The organism is Streptomyces sp. SN-593 (genome assembly GCF_016756395.1).
Taxonomy (GTDB): Bacteria; Actinomycetota; Actinomycetes; order Streptomycetales; family Streptomycetaceae; genus Actinacidiphila; species Actinacidiphila reveromycinica.
Genome location: NZ_AP018365.1, coordinates 2,787,594 through 2,804,598 on the forward strand (window position 1 = coordinate 2,787,594; position 17,005 = coordinate 2,804,598).

At 72.8% G+C, this 17,005-nt stretch carries 16 protein-coding genes and 1 pseudogene; 15 read left to right on the forward strand and 2 right to left on the reverse strand.

Translation table 11 applies throughout. The features are described 5' to 3' along the window. Positions 1-71: 71 nt before the first annotated feature. The 6 genes and pseudogenes from RVR_RS11450 to RVR_RS11475 all read left to right on the forward strand — a co-directional run. Positions 72-1,031: a helix-turn-helix domain-containing protein gene (locus RVR_RS11450; RefSeq protein ID WP_202233749.1), complete on the forward strand. Its 960-nt coding sequence runs from the start codon at positions 72-74 to the stop codon at positions 1,029-1,031. 75 nt (positions 1,032-1,106) lie between these two features. Beyond that, complete coding sequence (locus RVR_RS11455; protein WP_430393123.1) at positions 1,107-1,688, forward strand: SigE family RNA polymerase sigma factor; 582 nt, start codon at positions 1,107-1,109, stop codon at positions 1,686-1,688. Next, on the forward strand, positions 1,685-2,182 hold the full coding sequence (locus RVR_RS11460; RefSeq protein WP_202233751.1) for a hypothetical protein: 498 nt from the start codon (positions 1,685-1,687) through the stop codon (positions 2,180-2,182). Before RVR_RS11455 ends, RVR_RS11460 begins: the two co-directional genes overlap by 4 nt. A 383-nt stretch (positions 2,183-2,565) precedes the next feature. Continuing rightward, positions 2,566-3,219 carry a hypothetical protein gene (locus RVR_RS11465; protein ID WP_202233752.1) on the forward strand — a complete coding sequence of 218 codons (654 nt, stop codon included), beginning with the start codon at positions 2,566-2,568 and terminating at the stop codon, positions 3,217-3,219. A gap of 146 nt (positions 3,220-3,365) precedes the next feature. Beyond that, positions 3,366-4,205, forward strand: a complete 840-nt coding sequence (locus RVR_RS11470; RefSeq protein WP_202233753.1) for a hypothetical protein — start codon at positions 3,366-3,368, stop codon at positions 4,203-4,205. Position 4,206: 1 nt separating this feature from the next. Then, positions 4,207-4,370 (forward strand): annotated as a pseudogene (locus RVR_RS11475) (ATP-binding cassette domain-containing protein); the annotation flags it as partial. A gap of 192 nt (positions 4,371-4,562) precedes the next feature. Here the strand turns inward: RVR_RS11475 and gap are convergent. Then, positions 4,563-5,561 carry a type I glyceraldehyde-3-phosphate dehydrogenase gene (gene gap, locus RVR_RS11480; protein WP_202233754.1) on the reverse strand — a complete coding sequence of 333 codons (999 nt, stop codon included), beginning with the start codon at positions 5,559-5,561 and terminating at the stop codon, positions 4,563-4,565. A 210-nt stretch (positions 5,562-5,771) separates the two neighbouring features. Then, the gene (locus tag RVR_RS11485; protein ID WP_202233755.1) at positions 5,772-6,728 is read right to left on the reverse strand and encodes a GlxA family transcriptional regulator; all 957 of its coding nucleotides are present in this window, start codon (positions 6,726-6,728) and stop codon (positions 5,772-5,774) included. Between the two features lie 244 nt (positions 6,729-6,972). On the opposite strand from RVR_RS11485, the gene RVR_RS11490 reads away from it, so the two are divergent. From RVR_RS11490 to RVR_RS11530, 9 genes are all read left to right on the forward strand, one after another. Then, positions 6,973-7,656, forward strand: coding sequence for a ribonuclease FAU-1 family protein (locus RVR_RS11490; protein WP_202233756.1), 684 nt, complete (start codon positions 6,973-6,975; stop codon positions 7,654-7,656). 256 nt (positions 7,657-7,912) lie between these two features. Further along, positions 7,913-8,710, forward strand: coding sequence for a polyprenyl diphosphate synthase (uppS, locus tag RVR_RS11495; RefSeq protein WP_202233757.1), 798 nt, complete (start codon positions 7,913-7,915; stop codon positions 8,708-8,710). Positions 8,711-8,859: 149 nt separating this feature from the next. Beyond that, complete coding sequence (locus RVR_RS11500) at positions 8,860-9,768, forward strand: hypothetical protein (protein WP_202233758.1); 909 nt, start codon at positions 8,860-8,862, stop codon at positions 9,766-9,768. 148 nt (positions 9,769-9,916) lie between these two features. Then, the gene (locus RVR_RS11505; RefSeq protein WP_202233759.1) at positions 9,917-11,158 is read left to right on the forward strand and encodes an ROK family transcriptional regulator; all 1,242 of its coding nucleotides are present in this window, start codon (positions 9,917-9,919) and stop codon (positions 11,156-11,158) included. A gap of 249 nt (positions 11,159-11,407) precedes the next feature. Further along, the gene (locus tag RVR_RS11510) at positions 11,408-12,736 is read left to right on the forward strand and encodes an ABC transporter substrate-binding protein (RefSeq protein WP_202233760.1); all 1,329 of its coding nucleotides are present in this window, start codon (positions 11,408-11,410) and stop codon (positions 12,734-12,736) included. Beyond that, positions 12,736-13,683 carry a carbohydrate ABC transporter permease gene (locus RVR_RS11515; protein ID WP_202233761.1) on the forward strand — a complete coding sequence of 316 codons (948 nt, stop codon included), beginning with the start codon at positions 12,736-12,738 and terminating at the stop codon, positions 13,681-13,683. Before RVR_RS11510 ends, RVR_RS11515 begins: the two co-directional genes overlap by 1 nt. Positions 13,684-13,688: 5 nt before the next feature. Continuing rightward, positions 13,689-14,606, forward strand: a complete 918-nt coding sequence (locus RVR_RS11520) for a carbohydrate ABC transporter permease (RefSeq protein ID WP_202233762.1) — start codon at positions 13,689-13,691, stop codon at positions 14,604-14,606. Next, positions 14,603-15,880, forward strand: a complete 1,278-nt coding sequence (locus tag RVR_RS11525) for a family 4 glycosyl hydrolase (RefSeq protein ID WP_202233763.1) — start codon at positions 14,603-14,605, stop codon at positions 15,878-15,880. The genes RVR_RS11520 and RVR_RS11525 overlap by 4 nt, the downstream gene beginning before the upstream one ends. Further along, complete coding sequence (locus RVR_RS11530) at positions 15,871-16,884, forward strand: N-acetylglucosamine kinase (protein ID WP_430393124.1); 1,014 nt, start codon at positions 15,871-15,873, stop codon at positions 16,882-16,884. The genes RVR_RS11525 and RVR_RS11530 overlap by 10 nt, the downstream gene beginning before the upstream one ends. Positions 16,885-17,005 lie beyond the last annotated feature (121 nt).

Below are 17,005 nucleotides of genomic sequence, written 5' to 3' on the forward strand. Positions count from 1 at the left end.
CGGCACCCCCTGCTGTTCCTGGTAGTGGCAGGGATACCCGGGCGGGGGCGGTCCCGGCATAGCGTGGGGGCATGGGTGACGTGGGCGGCGGTGCGGGTTCCGGGGGCTCGGGGGGCGCCGTCGGCAACGACCTCGGCGACTTCCTGCGGGCACGGCGCGAGCTGGTCACGCCCGGGGAGGTCGGGCTGCCGCCGGGGAACGGGCTGCGCCGGGTGCCGGGGCTGCGCCGCGAGGAGGTGGCGATGCTGGCGGGGATCAGCGTGGAGTACTACGTACGGCTCGAACAGGGCCGGGACCGCACCCCGTCGGCGCAGGTGGTGGACGCGATCGCGGGGGTGCTGCGGCTCGACGCCGAGAGCACCGCGTACCTGACGGCGCTGGCCGAACCCCGTCCGCGCCGGCGCCGCGGGCCCCGACCGGACCAGCAGCAGGTCGTGCCGCGCGGGCTCGCGCTGCTGCTGGCCACGGCGAACGTGCCCGTGATCGTCTTCAACCGCTACAGCGACGTGCTCGACGCGAACCGGCTCGCGCGGGAGCTGTCGCCCACGATGGTGCCCGGGGTGAACCGGCTGCGGATGCTCTTCCTCGACCCGGACGCGCCGAGGCACTACGCCGACTGGGAGGCGTACACGGCGATCGCGGTCGCCCACCTGCGCGCGCAGGTGGGCGCGCACGCGCGCGCCGAGATGGCGGACGAGCGGCTGCACGCGCTGATCGGCGAGTTGTCGGTCAGGAGCGAGCGGTTCCGCCGGCTGTGGGCGCGGCACGACGTGCGCACGGCGAGCAGCGGCAACTTCTTCATCCGCCACCCGCGCTTCGGCGAACTGGAGCTGCTGGTCGAGAAGTTCGCGGTGGTGGGAGCGGACGGCCTGGAGGCGCTGTTCCTCCACGCGGAGCCGGGGAGCCGGTCGGAGCGGGCGCTGGCGGAACTGGCGGAGTCGGTGGGACCGGAGGGGCCGGAGCTGTCGGAGGAGTCGGCTCGCCGGCCGCTTCCACCCGCACCGGGAACTCCCGACCGCCCCGCACTGTGACCCACGTCTCATCCTTCGCGTGCAGCACACGCGGCCCGTTCCCCGTCGAGGAGGGGTGACAGGAAGGGAGGGGACGTGATGCTGGCAACCGAGCGACACGCCCGTACCGGACGCAGCGGGACCGCGCCGACGAAGCCGGAGAGCGAGAGGGACTTCGACGGCTTCGTCACCGCCCGGTCGGCCGTACTGTTCCGCGGGGCCCTGATCCTGACCGGGAACCGCGAAGCCGCGGAGGACCTGGTGCAGGAGACGCTGGAGCGAGCCTGCCGCAAGTGGCGCACCATCGCCGCGAAGGACGCTCCGGAAGCCTATGTGCGGCGGATCATGGTGAACCTCGCCAACGACAGGTGGCGGCGGTTCCGCCGCACGGTCCCGCACCAGGACGGCGTCGAACACGCCGCCCCCGGGGACCAGTACGGGCAGGTGGACACGAGGGACCAGTTGCTCCGGGCCCTCCAGACACTGCCGATGCGGATGCGGACGGTCGTGGTGCTGCGGTATTTCCACGACCTCTCGGACGACGAGATCGCGGCGGACCTGAGGATCTCGCCGAGCACCGTGCGGTCCCAGCTCGCCCGCGGCATCGACAAGCTCCGTGGCCAGTTCCCCGCGTTGTCCCACCCTTCACCGCAGCAGCCCATGGAAGGAATCCGATGAGTGCACCTGGTTCGCGGCCTTCCGGCTGCACACCCTTCGAACAGGAACTGGTGAACGCCATGAACGACTACGTGAACTCCGCCGAGACCCCGCACTTCGCCACCGACGCCATCGTGCGCCGCGCCCGCCGGAAGAAGGCCACGGCCATCGCGGGCATCGCCACCGCCCTCGTCCTGGCGAGCGCGGGCACGGCCCTGGCCGCGGGCGTCGTCGGCGGCGGTGAGCACACCGCCCGCCCGGCCGCCGCGGCGAGCGCCACCGACGGCACCACCGTGCTCTACGGCTCCAGCGACGGCACGAACGTCACCGTCCCGCTGGCCGGCCTGGACTCGTTGGGGGTCAGGGCGGCGATCGTCCCGCTCCGGCTCACGCCCGACTTCACCCGCACCCCGGTCGCGAACTGCCGGCAGGGCACGGTCGTCGCGGTCTCGCCCCACGCCCCGACGGTCGTCCACGCGGGGGACACGGTCCACGTGACCGTCTGCGCCGGCTGACGCCCACGGAACCGGCCTGACGCGGCCGGGCCGGCAGGAACAGGAGTGGTGGCCCCGCCGCAATCGGGGCCACCACCTCCCGCATCCCACCACACATGAGCCCGGCCCGCCGCCCTTGCCGCTCTTGCCGCTCTTGCTGCTCTTGCTGCTCTTGCTGCTCTTGCTTCAGCCTCCCTTGTCGATGCCGCGTTGACGGCCGCCCCCGCGTCGCCGTGGACTGCGGCGCGTGACGACAGCTAACGTAGGGCGCCGAACGTTGCAGAACGTGGCTCGCCGTGACGGACGGCCAGCGCGGGGGGATCTGCACGACCTCTCCTCGGTGCGGCCTCGCCTGTCACTCCTGTCACATCTGCACATACCGACAACGGGAGACTGGCACCACGATGGCACCCCGCACGAGACTCGTCGCCGCCACAGGAACGCTGGCCGCAACCGCCCTCCTCGCCGCCTGCGGCGGCGGCGACCACGACGACAAGATCGCGTCCAGCCCCACACCCAGCGCCACGACGGCTTCGCCGGCCACGCCCGCTTCCAGCACGCCAGAGGCGGATCCGAGCGCGCCCACCTTCGACTTCCCGAGCGACGTCACGATCAAGATCGACCCGGACACGACAGGTGACGCGACGAAGGACGCGGTCCTCCGCGATCAGGCGTACGGGCTCGACGCGACGTATCTGGCGATCTCGAAGCTCGACGAGAAGCTACCCGTTTTCACGAACTACGTGATCGAGGGCGCGTCCGAAATGTGGAGCGAGAGCATCGCCTCGGGCAGAAAGAACCACCGTACGGTCACTGGAACCGTGCACTTCTACGACCGGAAAGTGACGATCAGCAGTTCGACCACTGCTGGTGTCACCTTCTGCGAAGACCAGTCCGCGTCTTACGACAAGGACTCGAAAACCGGCAAGGTCTACACGACGACACCGAGCGTCAACGACTTCCTCTCCCACAGTGTCTTCATGCGTAAGGACAAGGCTGGCACCTGGCGTATCGCCACATACAACTCCCAGAGGGGAGCCGCGCGTTGCAAGCCTTAGCTTCGAAAGGACTCCGGGCCCTCACCCTCGCCGTCGCAGCAGCGGGCTGGGTGGGACTGAGTGTCACCCCGAGTGAAGCCGGAAACGGGTGGCCTCCGGCCTCAGACACGCCCCCTGCCGATACGTCCAAGCCGCCCTCGTCCAACGTGATCGGCACACAGGTCCACTACGAGCAGAGTTACACCGGCTCCGGCGTACGCATGACCGCGCCGGCGACGGCCAACTGGTCGCCCCCGCTGTGCTGGTACGAGCCCGAGTTCACACCGGCAGAGTTCTCGGACTACATCAACAACCACTACGTGCAGGGGTCCGCCTGGGAAACGATGGGGCAGGACTACGGCGGAGACGACTTCCACAAGGGAGACAAAGGGGCCTGGTGGCAGTTGATCGCACCCACCGCGGCGGGTTCCGACGCCTGCGCCGCCCTTGACCCGTGGAAATGGATCACCCCCGAGCAGCCCTCCACGCCGGACGTCCCCACGATCGACCCCAAGACGCTTGCCGGCCTCGCCTTCGACAAGACGATCCTGCCGGAGCCGGACATCAGGCTGCGCCCCCTCGCACAGAACCAACTGGTCAACCTCGACACGGAGATCGCCTTCGACAAGGCCCTCCCGAAGGTCTGGGTCACCGCGAGTCTGGACAACGCCGCGTTCGGTATCCACGTCGCCGCGACCACCGCGGCCGTGCCCCAGCGGCTCGTCATCGACGCGGGGACACCGTACGCAGACCCGGCGAGTTGCACGTACAACCTGAAGGCGTCCGGAGGCAGCTACAGCGTCAATACCAAGGATGCCGACTGCAACGTCACGTACACCAAGGCGTCGAACGCCGGTTACTCCCTGAAGGCGACCGTCGTCTGGAAGGTCATCTGGACCCCTTCCGCGGACCCCGCCGGAGCGCCGAGCACCCCCGCGCTGCCCGACGGCCAGTCCAGCAGGCAGTTCACCGTCACCGTCCGCGAGGACCAAACCGTCAACCGCTGACCTGTACGCGCTGCTGGGGCCGAACGGCGCCGGCAAGACCACGGGCGTGAAGATCCTGTCCACCCTCGTCCGCGCCGACGCCGGCGAGGTACGGGTGGGCGGCCACGCGTGGCACGCGAACCGCAGGCCGTCCGGGCCGCGATCGGGGTCACCGGACAGTTTTCCGTCGGCGCGGTGACCTCCCGCCCGCGGAGTGCGACACGCGGCAGGAGGACCAGGTCGGGGATCACCCGTGCAGGGTAGCCAAGCACCCGGCGCACGGCCCCCTCCCGGACGCGGGAGCCCCCGGGCGCGAGGGCGTCCCGGGGGCGGGGGGTGAGGGTGAGCGAGTGAGGGTGAGGGTGAGGGGGCGAACGGTCAGGCGGAGGCGAGGAGTTGCAGGGTGTCGATGACGCGGTTGGAGAAGCCCCACTCGTTGTCGTACCAGGCGACGACCTTGACGTGGCGGCCGTCGACGCGGGTGAGGGCGGAGTCGAAGATCGCCGAGGCGGGGTTGCCGGTGATGTCGGAGGAGACCAGGGCGTCCTCGGAGTACTCCAGCACGCCGGCGAGCGGTCCCTCCGCCGCGGTGCGGTAGGCCGCGAGGACGTCCTCGCGGGTGACGTCGCGGGCCACCGTCGTGTTCAGCTCGACGATGGAGCCGACCGGGACCGGCACGCGGATCGAGTCGCCCGACAGCTTGCCGTCGAGGTCGGGCAGCACCAGCCCGATCGCCTTGGCCGCGCCGGTGGTGGTGGGCACGATGTTGACGCCGGCCGCGCGGGCCCGGCGCGGGTCGCGGTGCGGCCCGTCCTGGAGGTTCTGCTCCTGCGTGTAGGCGTGCACCGTGGTCATGAAACCGTGCTCGATGCCGGCGAGTTCGTGCAGCACGGCGGCGAGCGGGGCGAGCGCGTTGGTCGTGCAGGAGGCGTTCGAGACGACCGTGTGCAGCTCCGGGTCGTACGCCCCGGTGTTCACGCCGAAGGCGAGGGTCACGTCGGCGCCGTCGGACGGCGCGCTGACCAGGACCTTGCGGGCGCCCGCGTCGAGGTGGGCGCGCGCGGCCTTCGCGGAGGTGAAGCGGCCGGTCGACTCCAGCACGATGTCCACACCGAGCTCCGCCCACGGCAGTTGCGCGGGCTCGCGCTCGGCGAGCACCTTGATCCGGCGGCCGTCCACCACGAGGACGTCGCCGTCGACGCTCACCGGGCGGCCGAGCCGGCCGGCGGTCGAGTCGAAGGCGATCAGGCGGGCGAGCGCGGCCGGCTCGGTGAGGTCGTTGACGGCCACGACCTCCAGCTCGGTGTCGCGTTCGAGCAGCGCGCGCAGCACGTTGCGGCCGATGCGGCCGAATCCGTTGATGGCGATGCGGGTCATGAGTGGTGTCCCCGGTTCCTGGAGTGTCGTCGCGTTCGCCCTCCAGGTTCGCGCGCGGGGACGCCGCCCGACCTGGGCACGAGCGCCACGGTTCGCAAGGATCGCGCCACGCGCACCCGTACACAGACGCCGGGCCCGGGGACCGTACGCCCGGCCGCGTACGCCCGGCCCGCGGCGCGGTCTCTGGCCGACCCGGGGCCGTACGCCCGGCTACTCGCCGCGCGTGAAGGTCCTGCGGTACTCGCTCGGCGTCGTCCCCAGCGTCCGCTGGAAGTGCATCCGCAGGTTCGCCCCCGTGCCCAGCCCCACGTCCGCCGCGATCTGCTCGACGCTCCGCTCGGAGCGCTCCAACAGCTCCCGGGCCACGTCCACCCGCGCCCGCATCACCCACTGCATCGGGGTGTACCCGGTGTCCTCGGTGAAGCGGCGCGAGAACGTGCGGGGCGAGACCGCCGCGTGCCGGGCCAGCACCTCCAGGGTGAGCGGGTCGCCGAGCCGGTGCAGCGCCCACTCGCGGGTGGCGGCGAACCGCTCCCCCAGCGGCTCGGGCACGCTGCGCGGCACGTACTGCGCCTGGCCGCCGCTGCGGTACGGCGCCGCCACCAGCCGGCGCGCCGCGTGGTTGGAGGCGGCCACCCCCAGGTCGCGGCGCAGCACGTGCAGGCACAGGTCGATCCCCGAGGCGGCGCCGGCCGAGGTCAGCACGCTCCCCTCGTCCACGAACAGGACGTTCTCGTCGACCCGCACCCGCGGGTGCTTCGCCGCGAGTGCCCGGGTGTAGTGCCAGTGGGTGGTGGCCCGGCGGCCGTCCAGCAGTCCGGTGGCGGCCAGCGCGAAGGCGCCGGTGGAGATCGCGGCCAGCCGCGCGCCGCGCCGGTGCGCCTCGACCAGCGCCTCCACCACGGCGGGCGGCGGGTCCTCGCGGTCCGGGAAGCGGTAACCGGGGAGGAAGACGATCTCGGCCCAGCCGAGCGCGTCCAGGCCGTCGGCCACGTGGTACGACAGGCCGTCGCCGCCGGTGACCAGACCGGGCGCCGCGCCGCACACCCGCACCTCGTACGGCATGCTCGCGCGGGTCGAGAAGACCTGCGCGGGAATCCCGACGTCGAGCGGCTTGGCCCCTTCGAGCACGAGGACGGCGACGCGATGCAGGCGGGAGGCGGGCACGGTCACCAGCGTAGACGCGGCGGCGGGCTCGGCCGCGGACCCGGCCCCGCGCGGACGGACGACGGCCCGCGGCCGCCAGGGTGCGGCGGCGCCCTCCCGCGCCCTCCCCCCTCCCGCGCCCTCCCGCGGCGTCGCGCCGCCGGCGGCGGCCCGCGCGCCGCGGCGCGCGCCGGTCCCGCGCCTCCGCCCGCCGGGGTGGCCGCGTCCCACCCGGGGCACGATCCCGTCCGAAGGGGGTGGCGACATGGCAGGGTTCGCCCCGGGAACGACCGTCGTCCGCAGGGACGTCTTCCGCGGCCGGGTGTGGAGCGCGCAGGCGCTCCGCGTCGTGCACGACTCACCGGAGGCGCTCGTCGTGGCCTGCCGCCCGGGCGCGGAGTCACTGGCGCCGCGGGCGTGGATCGAGTGCCAGGTGACCGGCGACGCCCCCGACCGGATGCGGGCGCTGGACGACCTGGCCTCCGGCGGCTGGGAGTTGGGGCGCTGGACCTGGCGGGACACGGTGCAGTTGCTGTGGAACCCGCCGGCGACGTACTTCAGCGTCAACGCCTTCTACGAGCCGGACGGCGACCACCGCCTGGACCACTGGTACGTCAACTTCCAGCGCCCGCTGCGCCGTACCCCCCTGGGGTTCGACACCTTCGACCTGCTGGTGGACCTGGTGGTCGCGCCCGACCTGTCCCGGTGGACGTGGAAGGACGAGGACGAGTACGCGCAGGGGCGGCGGTTGGGCGTGGTGGACGACGCGGACCACGCGGCGGTGGAGGCCGCACGCGGCCAGGTGCTGGCGATGATCGAGGGCGGCGAGGGGCCGTTCGCGGCCGGCGCGGGGTGGCGGCAGTGGACGTCGTCACCCGCGTGGCCGGCGGCGGTGCTGCCCGAGGCGGCCGCGCACGCGGAGGTGTCGGAGGTGTCGGAGGTCTTGTGAGGGTGGGGGCGGGCGGGACACGTGGCGAGGGCCGGGCGGGGTGTGCGGGTGAGGGCGGCGGCGCGGCGGGCGGGTGAGGGCGGAGCTGGGTGAGGGGGCGGGGGCCGGCGGGCGCCGCGGGAACGTGCCCGTGCCCGTTTCGGTGCCCGCGGGGCCCGGTTCCCGGTCCGCCGGACGTCACGCGCGGCGCGTGCCATCGTTTCGTCGTATGACGGAGCCGCCGACCGGTTCCGCACCTCTCCGGAAGGATCGCGGCATGCGCATGGCCGGCCCCCTGTACGCCCTGTACACGCGACGGCTGCGCCGCCGGGTCGCCTCGTCCGGGCCGCTGCCCCGGCACATCGGGCTGATCATGGACGGCAACCGGCGCTGGGCCCGGCAGCGGGGCATCGCCAACCCGAGCGTGGGCCACCGGGCCGGCGGCGAGCACGTGGAGGACGTGCTGTCCTGGTGCGACCGGCTGGGCATCCGGCACGTGACGGTCTTCGTCTGCTCCACGGAGAACCTGGTGCGCCGCGACAGCGCCGAGGTGGACTTCCTGATGGGCCTGATCGAGGAACTGGTGGGCCGGCGCCTCGCCCGGCCCGACGCCCGCCGGCGGCTCCACGTCGCGGGGTCGCTGGACGCCCTGCCCGACCGGACCGCCCGCGTGCTGAAGGAGGCCGTGGAGACGACCCGGGACTGCCCCACCGGAGCGCACGTCACGCTCGCCATCGGTTACGGGGGCCGCCAGGAGGTTGTCGACGCGCTGCGCGAACTCCTGCACGAGCAGGCGCAGTCCGGCCACACCCTGGACGAACTCGCCGACCGGATCGACATCGACGACGTGGCCCGGCACCTCTACACGGCCGGCCAGCCCGACCCCGACCTGATCATCCGCACCAGCGGCGAGCAGCGCATGTCCAACTTCCTGCTGTGGCAGGGCGCCCACGCCGAGCTGTACTTCTGCGAGGCGTACTGGCCCGCCTTCCGCGAACTCGACTTCCTCCGCGCGATCCGCAGCTACGGCGCCCGCCGAAGCCGCCCGACGGCCACTGCCGCTCCCGGCCGGTAGCCGCCCCCGGCGGGCGGGTCCCCTCCGTGGCACCTCCTGCGCCCGGCCGGCGCGGAAACACCCGGGACGCGCGGCCCGGCGGGGCGGTACGGTCGTCGGGCCCGTCGCCGGCACGGCCGCGAGGGCGCGAGGATCTGGGGGGATCTGGGGTGAGCCGGTCGATCGTCCGACGCGCGTCCACGGCCGCGGCGGCGGCCCTTCTCGTACCGCTGGCGCTGGCGTCCTGCCAGGGCTCCGCGCCGTCGCCCCACCAGCGGCCCACGACGGCCGCGCCCACCCCCACGCCGGACCCGCACACCGCCGACCCGGACCCCCGCCACCTCGCGCTGGGCGACTGCTTCACGGCGGACCGCACCTCCCTGCTCTCCGACGGGAGGTCGCCGCTGCTCGGGCTCGTGCACATCGTGCCGTGCACGAGCCCGCACGACGCGGAGGTCTACGGCCGGTTCACCTACTCCGGCGATTCCTACCTTCCGGCGGCGAAACTGCGCGACATCGGCGCGTACGACTGCACGAACCTCACCACGGTCTACGACATGGACAGTTGGACCGTCTCCCCGACGCGGGACCTGGCCCGCTCCCTCCTGCCGACACGGGCGGAGTGGGCCGCCGGCGACCAGGACATCATCTGCTACTGGGTGGCGCGCGACGGCAGGAGCGATGTCTCGCTGCGCCGCGACGAGACCACCCTCGACCCCGACCAGTACGCCTACCTCGACGCCGCCGACCGGCCGGAGTCCGCCCTCGCGGTGGACCCGGCGTCGCAGGGCGAGAGCGACCTGCCCTCCTACCAACTGTGGGCGGGCGGCGTCGCCGACTCGCTGACCACCGAGACGCAGTTGCTGCGCCGGCGCACCTGGCCGGCCCGCGCCCGGGGCCCGGTCGACGCCCTGCTGAAGCGCGTGGACACGCTGGCCGCGCGGTGGCACGACGCCTCGCAGGACAGCACCCCGGCCTCGGTCCGGCGCGACACCCGCGCCCTCGTGGGCGAGGACTCCCTGCCGCAGGAGCGCGCCGTCCGCCAGGCGCTCGGCCTCGCCACCGCCCGCGCGCGCTGACCCTTCGCCTGCCCGGGCGCCCGGGGCGCCGCCCCGTTCGGTAACGAGTTGGCCGAGCCTGGTCCGGGCCCTCTTGACGCTCCACCGACAGCGGGCCTACCTTGGCCTTCGTCAATAGGAAAGTTTACTAACAGTGTGGTGAGGGAGGATGGCGCGCATGGCTGGCACTCCAGGAACGCCGCGCGTACTGCGCGCCATGAACGACCGCGCCGCGCTCGACCTCCTGCTGGAGCACGGCACGCTCTCCCGCACCCGCATCGGCAAGCTCACCGGGCTGTCCAAGCCGACCGCGTCGCAGTTGCTCGCCCGGCTGGAGGCGGCCGGCCTGGTGCTCGCCACCGGCACCACCGCGGGCCGCCCGGGCCCCAACGCCCAGCTCTACTCGGTGAACCCGGCCGCCGCCCACGTCGCCGGGCTCGACGTGAAGACCGAGCGGATCCGGGCCGCGGTCGCCGACATCACCGGCCGTACCGTGGGCGACTTCCGGTTGCCCACCCCCAGCCACCGCGCGGGCAGCGCGGTGGAGCACGTGGTGCGGGCGCTGGAGGGAGCGGTGAAGGCCGCCGGGCTCAGCCGCGCCGACCTGCACCGCGTGGTGATCGGCACGCCCGGCGCGTTCGACCCGAGCACCGGCCGGCTGCGCTACGCCAGCCACCTGCCCGGCTGGCACTCCCCCAGCCTGCTCGACGAGCTGGCCGCGGCGCTGCCGATCCCGCTGGAGTACGACAACGACGTCAACCTCGCCGCGATCGCCGAGCAGCGCCTCGGCGCCGCCCGCGGACACGGCGACTTCGCGCTGCTGTGGAACGAGGAGGGCATCGGCGCGGCCTTCGTGATCGGCGGCCGGCTGCACCGGGGCTGGACCGGCGGCGCCGGCGAGGTCGGCTTCCTGCCGGTGCCCGGCACCCCCCTGGTCCGCAACGTCGTCAAGGCGAACAACGGCGGCTTCCAGGAGCTGGCCGGGTGCAACGCGGTGCTGCGGACCGCCCGCGAGCTGGGCCTCGACGTCCCCGAGGGCAGCCTTGAGGACGCCGCGGCCGCGCTGCTGCGCCGGGCGGCGGACTTCCACGAGGAGGCGGCGAGCGCGGACGGCGGCGGCGAACCCGCCGGACCCTACGCGGAGTTGCTGGCCCGCTGCGCCACCGGCCACGCCGTCGGCCTCGCCTCGATCGTCGCGGTGCTCGACCCCGAGCTGATCGTGCTGGCGGGCGACGTGACCGTCTCCGGCGGCGAGCCGCTGCGCGCGATGATCCAGGCCGAACTGGCCGAACTCGCCGTGCCCCGGCCCCGGTTGGTGCTCGGCACCGTACAGACGCACCCCGTCCTCAGCGGCGCGCTGGAGAGCGCGCTCGCCACCACCCGCGACGAGGTGTTCGACACCTCCCGCTGACCCCCGTCCCGCGCGCACGGCCGTAGCCGCCCGGAGCCGCGAACCAGCCCACCGGACCACCCGCCCCACCGCACCCCTACGCACGAGCGCAGCACCGCCCCACCAGCACCGCCCCACCAGCACCGCCCCACCGGCACCGGCACCCGCACCCTCACCACCCCCAGCGGAACGGCAGGCCCCACGCCGTCCCGTCGGCACCGCACACCCTCAACCGCCCCGCTCCACCCGGTCCCCCGGAGGTAAAGCGCAGTGTCCCGTCTGACGAAGGCCGCCGCCGTCGCGGCCGCCGCCACCCTGTCCCTGCTCGCGAGCGCGTGTACCGGCCAGAGCACCTCCGGCGCGAACGACGACGCGAGCAAGGACGTCACCATCAACTTCTGGCACGGCTGGTCCGCGCCCAACGAGCTGAAGGCGATCAACGACAACGTCGCCCGCTTCGAGAAGCTGCACCCCAACATCCACGTCAAGGTGCAGGGCAACATCACCGACGACAAGATCAACCAGGCGCTGCGGGCCGGCGGCGGCAAGGCGCCCGACGTGGTCTCCTCCTTCACCACCGACAACGTCGGCCAGTTCTGCTCCTCCGGCGCCCTCGCCGACCTGGCCCCGTTCCTGGCGGCGTCGCACATCGACCCGGCGACCACGTTCCCGAAGACGATGCAGGAGTACACGCGGTACGACGGCGTCCAGTGCACCCTGCCGCTGCTCGGCGACGCCTACGGGCTCTACTACAACAAGAAGGAGTTCGCCGCCGCCGGCATCGCCGCGCCACCCCGGACCATGTCCGAACTCAAGGCCGACGCGGTCAAGTTGACCAAGTCCACCGGCGACTCCTACTCCCAGCTCGGCTTCATGCCGGACTTCCACGGATACGAGTCCACCCCGACCCACTTCGCCGCCCAGTGGGGTGTGAAGTGGTTCGACGCGGACGGCGGCTCGCAGACCGCGAAGGACCCGGGCTTCACCGAGATGTTCCAGTGGCAGCAGTCGATGGTGAAGGCGCTCGGCGGCTTCTCGAAGCTGGAGAGGTACCGCAACACCTTCGGCGACGAGTTCGGCGCGAAGAACCCGCTCCAGACCGGCCAGGTCGCCATGGGCATCGACGGCGAGTGGCGGCTGGGCATGGCCGCGGACGCCGGCGTCACCGACCTCGGCGTGGCCCCCTTCCCCGTCCCCGACGACCAGGCGGGCACCTACGGCAAGGGCTACGTCACCGGCACCATCGTGGGCATCGCCAACACCAGCACCAAGAAGAACGCGGCCTGGGAGCTGGTGAAGTTCATGACCACCGACACCGACGCGGTCGTCTCCTTCGCCAACGCGATCCACAACGTGCCCTCCACGCTGGCCGCGCTGAAGTCCCCGGAACTCGACCAGGACCCGGGCTTCAGGACCTTCATCGACATCGCGCAGAACCCCGACAGCACCACCACCCCGCCCAGCGTCAACGGCGGCGCCTACCAGGTCACCATGCAGGACTTCGGGTACGCCTACGAGTCCGGCAGGGCCAAGGACCTCGCATCCGGGTTGAAGGGCGTCGACGCGCAGGTCGACAAGGACATCGCGCAGGCCAGGTGATGAGCGCCGTGCACCCCGTGCTGCGCGCCAGGCGCAGGAAAGAGGCCCTGCGGAACCTCGCGTTCCTCTCACCGTGGATCATCGGGTTCGCCGTCTTCTTCGTCTACCCGCTGCTGTCCACCGTCTACTTCTCGTTCATGCACTACAACGGCTTCAACCCGCCGACGTGGACCGGCGGGAGGAACTGGTCGTACGTCTTCACGCAGTACCCGCTGTTCTGGCCGGCGCTGCGGAACACGCTGTGGCTGGTCGTCGTGACGGTCACCCTGCGGGTGGTCTTCGGGCTGGGCATCGGCCTGCTGATCACGAAGATCAGGACCGGCGCGGGCCTGTTCCGCACCGCCTTCTACCTGCCCTACCTCGCACCGCCGGTCGCCGCCACCATGGCGTTCGTCTTCCTGCTCAACCCCGGCACCGGTCCCGTCAACCACCTCCTGGGCGGGATCGGGCTGCCCACCCCGGGCTGGTTCACCGACCCGCACTGGTCCAAGCCCGCACTCACCACGCTCGCGCTGTGGGGCATCGGCGACCTGATGGTCATCTTCATGGCCGCGCTGCTCGACGTCCCCAAGGAGCAGTACGAGGCAGCCGAGTTGGACGGCGCCGGCCGCTGGGCCCGGTTCCGGTACGTCACGCTGCCGAACATCTCGCCGATCGTGATGTTCGCGGTGGTCACCGGGGTCATCCAGACCATGCAGTACTACACGCAGCCTCTGGTCGCCGGGAAGGTCGCCTCGGGCGTCATCGGCAACTCCGGCCAGCAGTTCGAGCCCGGCTACCCCGACAAGTCCACCCTGACGCTGCCGCAGCTCGTCTACAACCTGGGCTTCCAGCGCTTCGACTACGGCTCCGCGTGCGTGGTCGCCCTGGTGCTGTTCGTGCTGGCGATGGTGTTCACCGCCCTGCTGATGCGGCGCCGCAGCGGCTTCCTCACGGCGGAGGACTGATCCGGATGACGCACATGACCGACACCGCCCCCGCCCCCGGCGCGGCCTCCCGCCGCACCGCCCACACCCCCGACCCCCGCGCCGCGCGGGCCGCCCGGCGCCGCCGCACCCTGCACTGGATCGCGGTGCACGCGCTGGGCATCGCCGCCGCCGCGTTCTTCGTGCTGCCGTTCGTCTTCGTGGTGCTCACCGCACTGATGACCGACAACCAGGCGCTGACCCGCTCGCTGTGGCCGCACCCCTTCGCGTGGTCCAACTTCCGTACCGTCTGGGACACCCCGGGCTTCCTCACCTGGTGGCGCAACACCCTGGTCTACTCCGTCGCCGGCACCGTGCTGACCGTCGTGTCCTCGCTGCCGGTCGCCTACGCGCTGGCCAGGTTCCGCTTCCGCGGCCGCAACCTCGTCATGGTGCTGGTGATCTCCACCATGATGCTGCCGCCCCAGGTGGTCATCATCCCGATGTACCTGTTCTGGACCAAGCAGCTCCACATGGACGGCACCCTGTGGCCGCTGATCATCCCGATGGCCTTCGGCGACGCCTTCACCATCTTCCTGCTGCGCCAGTTCCTGCTGACCATCCCCAAGGAGTACACCGAGGCGGCCAAGGTGGACGGCTGCGGCGAACTGCGCACCCTGCTCACCGTGATCGTGCCGATGATCCGCCCCGCCATCGCCGCGGTCGCCCTCTTCCAGTTCTTCGCCTGCTGGAACGACTACTTCGGCCCGCAGATCTACGCCAGCTCCAACCCCGCGGCGTGGACCCTCAGCTACGGCCTGGAGTCCTTCAAGGGCGCCCACCACACCAACTGGAATCTGACCATGGCCGCCACCGTTCTCGTGATGGCCCCGGTGATCGTGGTCTTCTTCTTCGCACAGAAAGCCTTCATCGAAGGTGTGACCCTGACAGGAGTCAAGGGATGAAACTGGCGGTCGTGGGCGGCGGGTCCACATACACGCCCGAACTCGTCGACGGGTTCGCCCGGTTGCGCGACACGCTGCCCGTGGAGGAGCTGGTCCTGATCGACCCGGCCGCGGAGCGGCTGGAGCTGGTCGGCGGGCTCGCCCGGCGGATCTTCGCCAAGCAGGGGCACCCCGGCCGGATCGTCACCACCGACGACGTGGCCGCCGGCGTGGCGGGCGCGGACGCGGTGCTGCTGCAACTGCGCGTCGGCGGGCAGGCCGCGCGCAACCAGGACGAGACATGGCCGCTGGAGTGCGGCTGCGTCGGGCAGGAGACCACCGGCGCGGGCGGGCTCGCCAAGGCGATGCGCACGGTGCCGGTGGTGCTCGACATCGCCGAGCAGGTGCGCAGGACCGCGCCGGACGCGTGGATCATCGACTTCACCAACCCGGTCGGGATCGTGACCCGGGCACTGCTGCGCGCCGGGCACAGGGCGGTCGGGCTGTGCAACGTGGCCATCGGCTTCCAGCGGAAGTTCGCCCGGCTGCTGGACGTGGCGCCCGAGCAGGTGCACCTGGACCACGTGGGGCTCAACCACCTCACCTGGGAGCGCGGGGTGCGGCTGGGCGGCCCGGACGGCGAGGACGTGCTGCCCCGGCTGCTGGCCGAGCACGGCGACGCGATCGCCGAGGACCTGCACCTGCCGCGCCGGGTGATCGACCGGCTCGGCGTCGTCCCGTCGTACTACCTGCGCTACTACTACGCGCACGACGCGGTGGTGCGGGAGCTGGGCACCAAGCCGTCGCGGGCCGCCGAAGTCGCCGAGATGGAGAAGCAGTTGCTCCGGATGTACGGCGACCCCGCGCTCGACGAGAAGCCGGAGCTGCTGTCCAGGCGGGGCGGCGCGTTCTACTCCGAGGCCGCCGTCGCGCTCGCCGCCTCCCTGCTGCGCCCGCAGTCCCCGTCGTGGCGGGGCGACGTGCAGGTGGTCAACACCCTCAACAACGGCACCCTGCCCTTCCTGCCCGACGACGCCGTCGTCGAGGTGCCCGCCCGGGTGGACGGCACCGGCGCCACGCCGCTGCCGGTACCGCCGCTGGAACCGCTCTTCGCCGGGCTGGTCGCGGCCGTCACCGCCTACGAGGACCTGGCGCTCACCGCGGCGCTGCACGGCGGCCGGGACCGGGTCTTCGCCGCGCTGCTGGCCCACCCGCTGATCGGCCAGTACGAGTACGCCGAGAAGCTGACGGACCGTCTGGTCGCGCACAACCGGGAGCACTTCGCGTGGGCGTGACTTCCGAGCCGCTCGTCCCCGGCGGCGTCCTCGCCGTCGACGCGGGCAACAGCAAGACCGACGTGGCCCTGGTCGCCGCCGACGGACGGGTGCTGGGCGGCGCCCGGGCCGGCGGCTTCCAGCCGCCGGTCGTCGGGATCGGCCCGGCCGTGGCGGTCGTGGCCGACGCGGTCGAGCGGGCGGCCGCGGCCGCCGGGCTGCCCGCGGCGGGCGACCGCGGCGGCCGGCCGCTGGTCGAGCACACCTCGGCGTGCCTGGCCAACGCCGACCTGCCGGTCGAGGAGCGGCAGTTGCAGGAGGCGCTGCACGCCCGCGGCTGGGCGCGCGACACGCAGGTCGCCAACGACACGTTCGCGATCCTGCGGGCCGGCGTGGACCGGCCGCGCGGGGTCGCCGTGGTGTGCGGCGCCGGGATCAACTGCGTCGGGCTGCTGCCGGACGGGCGCACCGCGCGCTTCCCGGCGATCGGCAAGATCTCCGGGGACTGGGGCGGCGGCTCCGGGCTGGCCGAGGAGGCGCTGTACCTCGCGGCGCGCGCCGAGGACGGCCGGGGCGGACCGACCGCGCTGGCCACGACGCTGCCCGCGCACTTCGGGCTGCGCACGATGTACGAGCTGATCGAGGCGCTGCACCTGGAGCGCATCCCGCACGAGCGGCGGTACGAACTGACACCGGTGCTCTTCGCGACCGCCGACGCGGGCGACGCGCTCGCCGGCTCCGTGGTCGACCGGCAGGCCGAGGAGGTGGTCGCGCTGGCCACGGTGGCCCTGCGGCGCCTCGACCTGCTCGACGACGAGGTGGACGTGGTGCTCGGCGGCGGCGTCATGGCGGCCGGCAACCCCCGGCTGCTGGACGGCGTCACCGCGGGGCTCGCCTCGGCCGCGCCCAAGGCCCGGGCGCACGTCGTCACCGCGCCCCCGGTGCTCGGGGCGGCCCTGCTCGGGCTCGACCACACCGGCGCGCCGCCGTCCGCCCACGCGACCCTGCGCACGTACTACCCGTAGGAGGCGGCCGCCCCCGCCCGCGCACCCCCCGGACGACCGGGAGGAGGGGTGCCCGGCGCGGGGGCGGGAAACCCGCAGGGGGCACAGGGTGCCCCGGAACCGTCGAACCGCCGGACGCGTG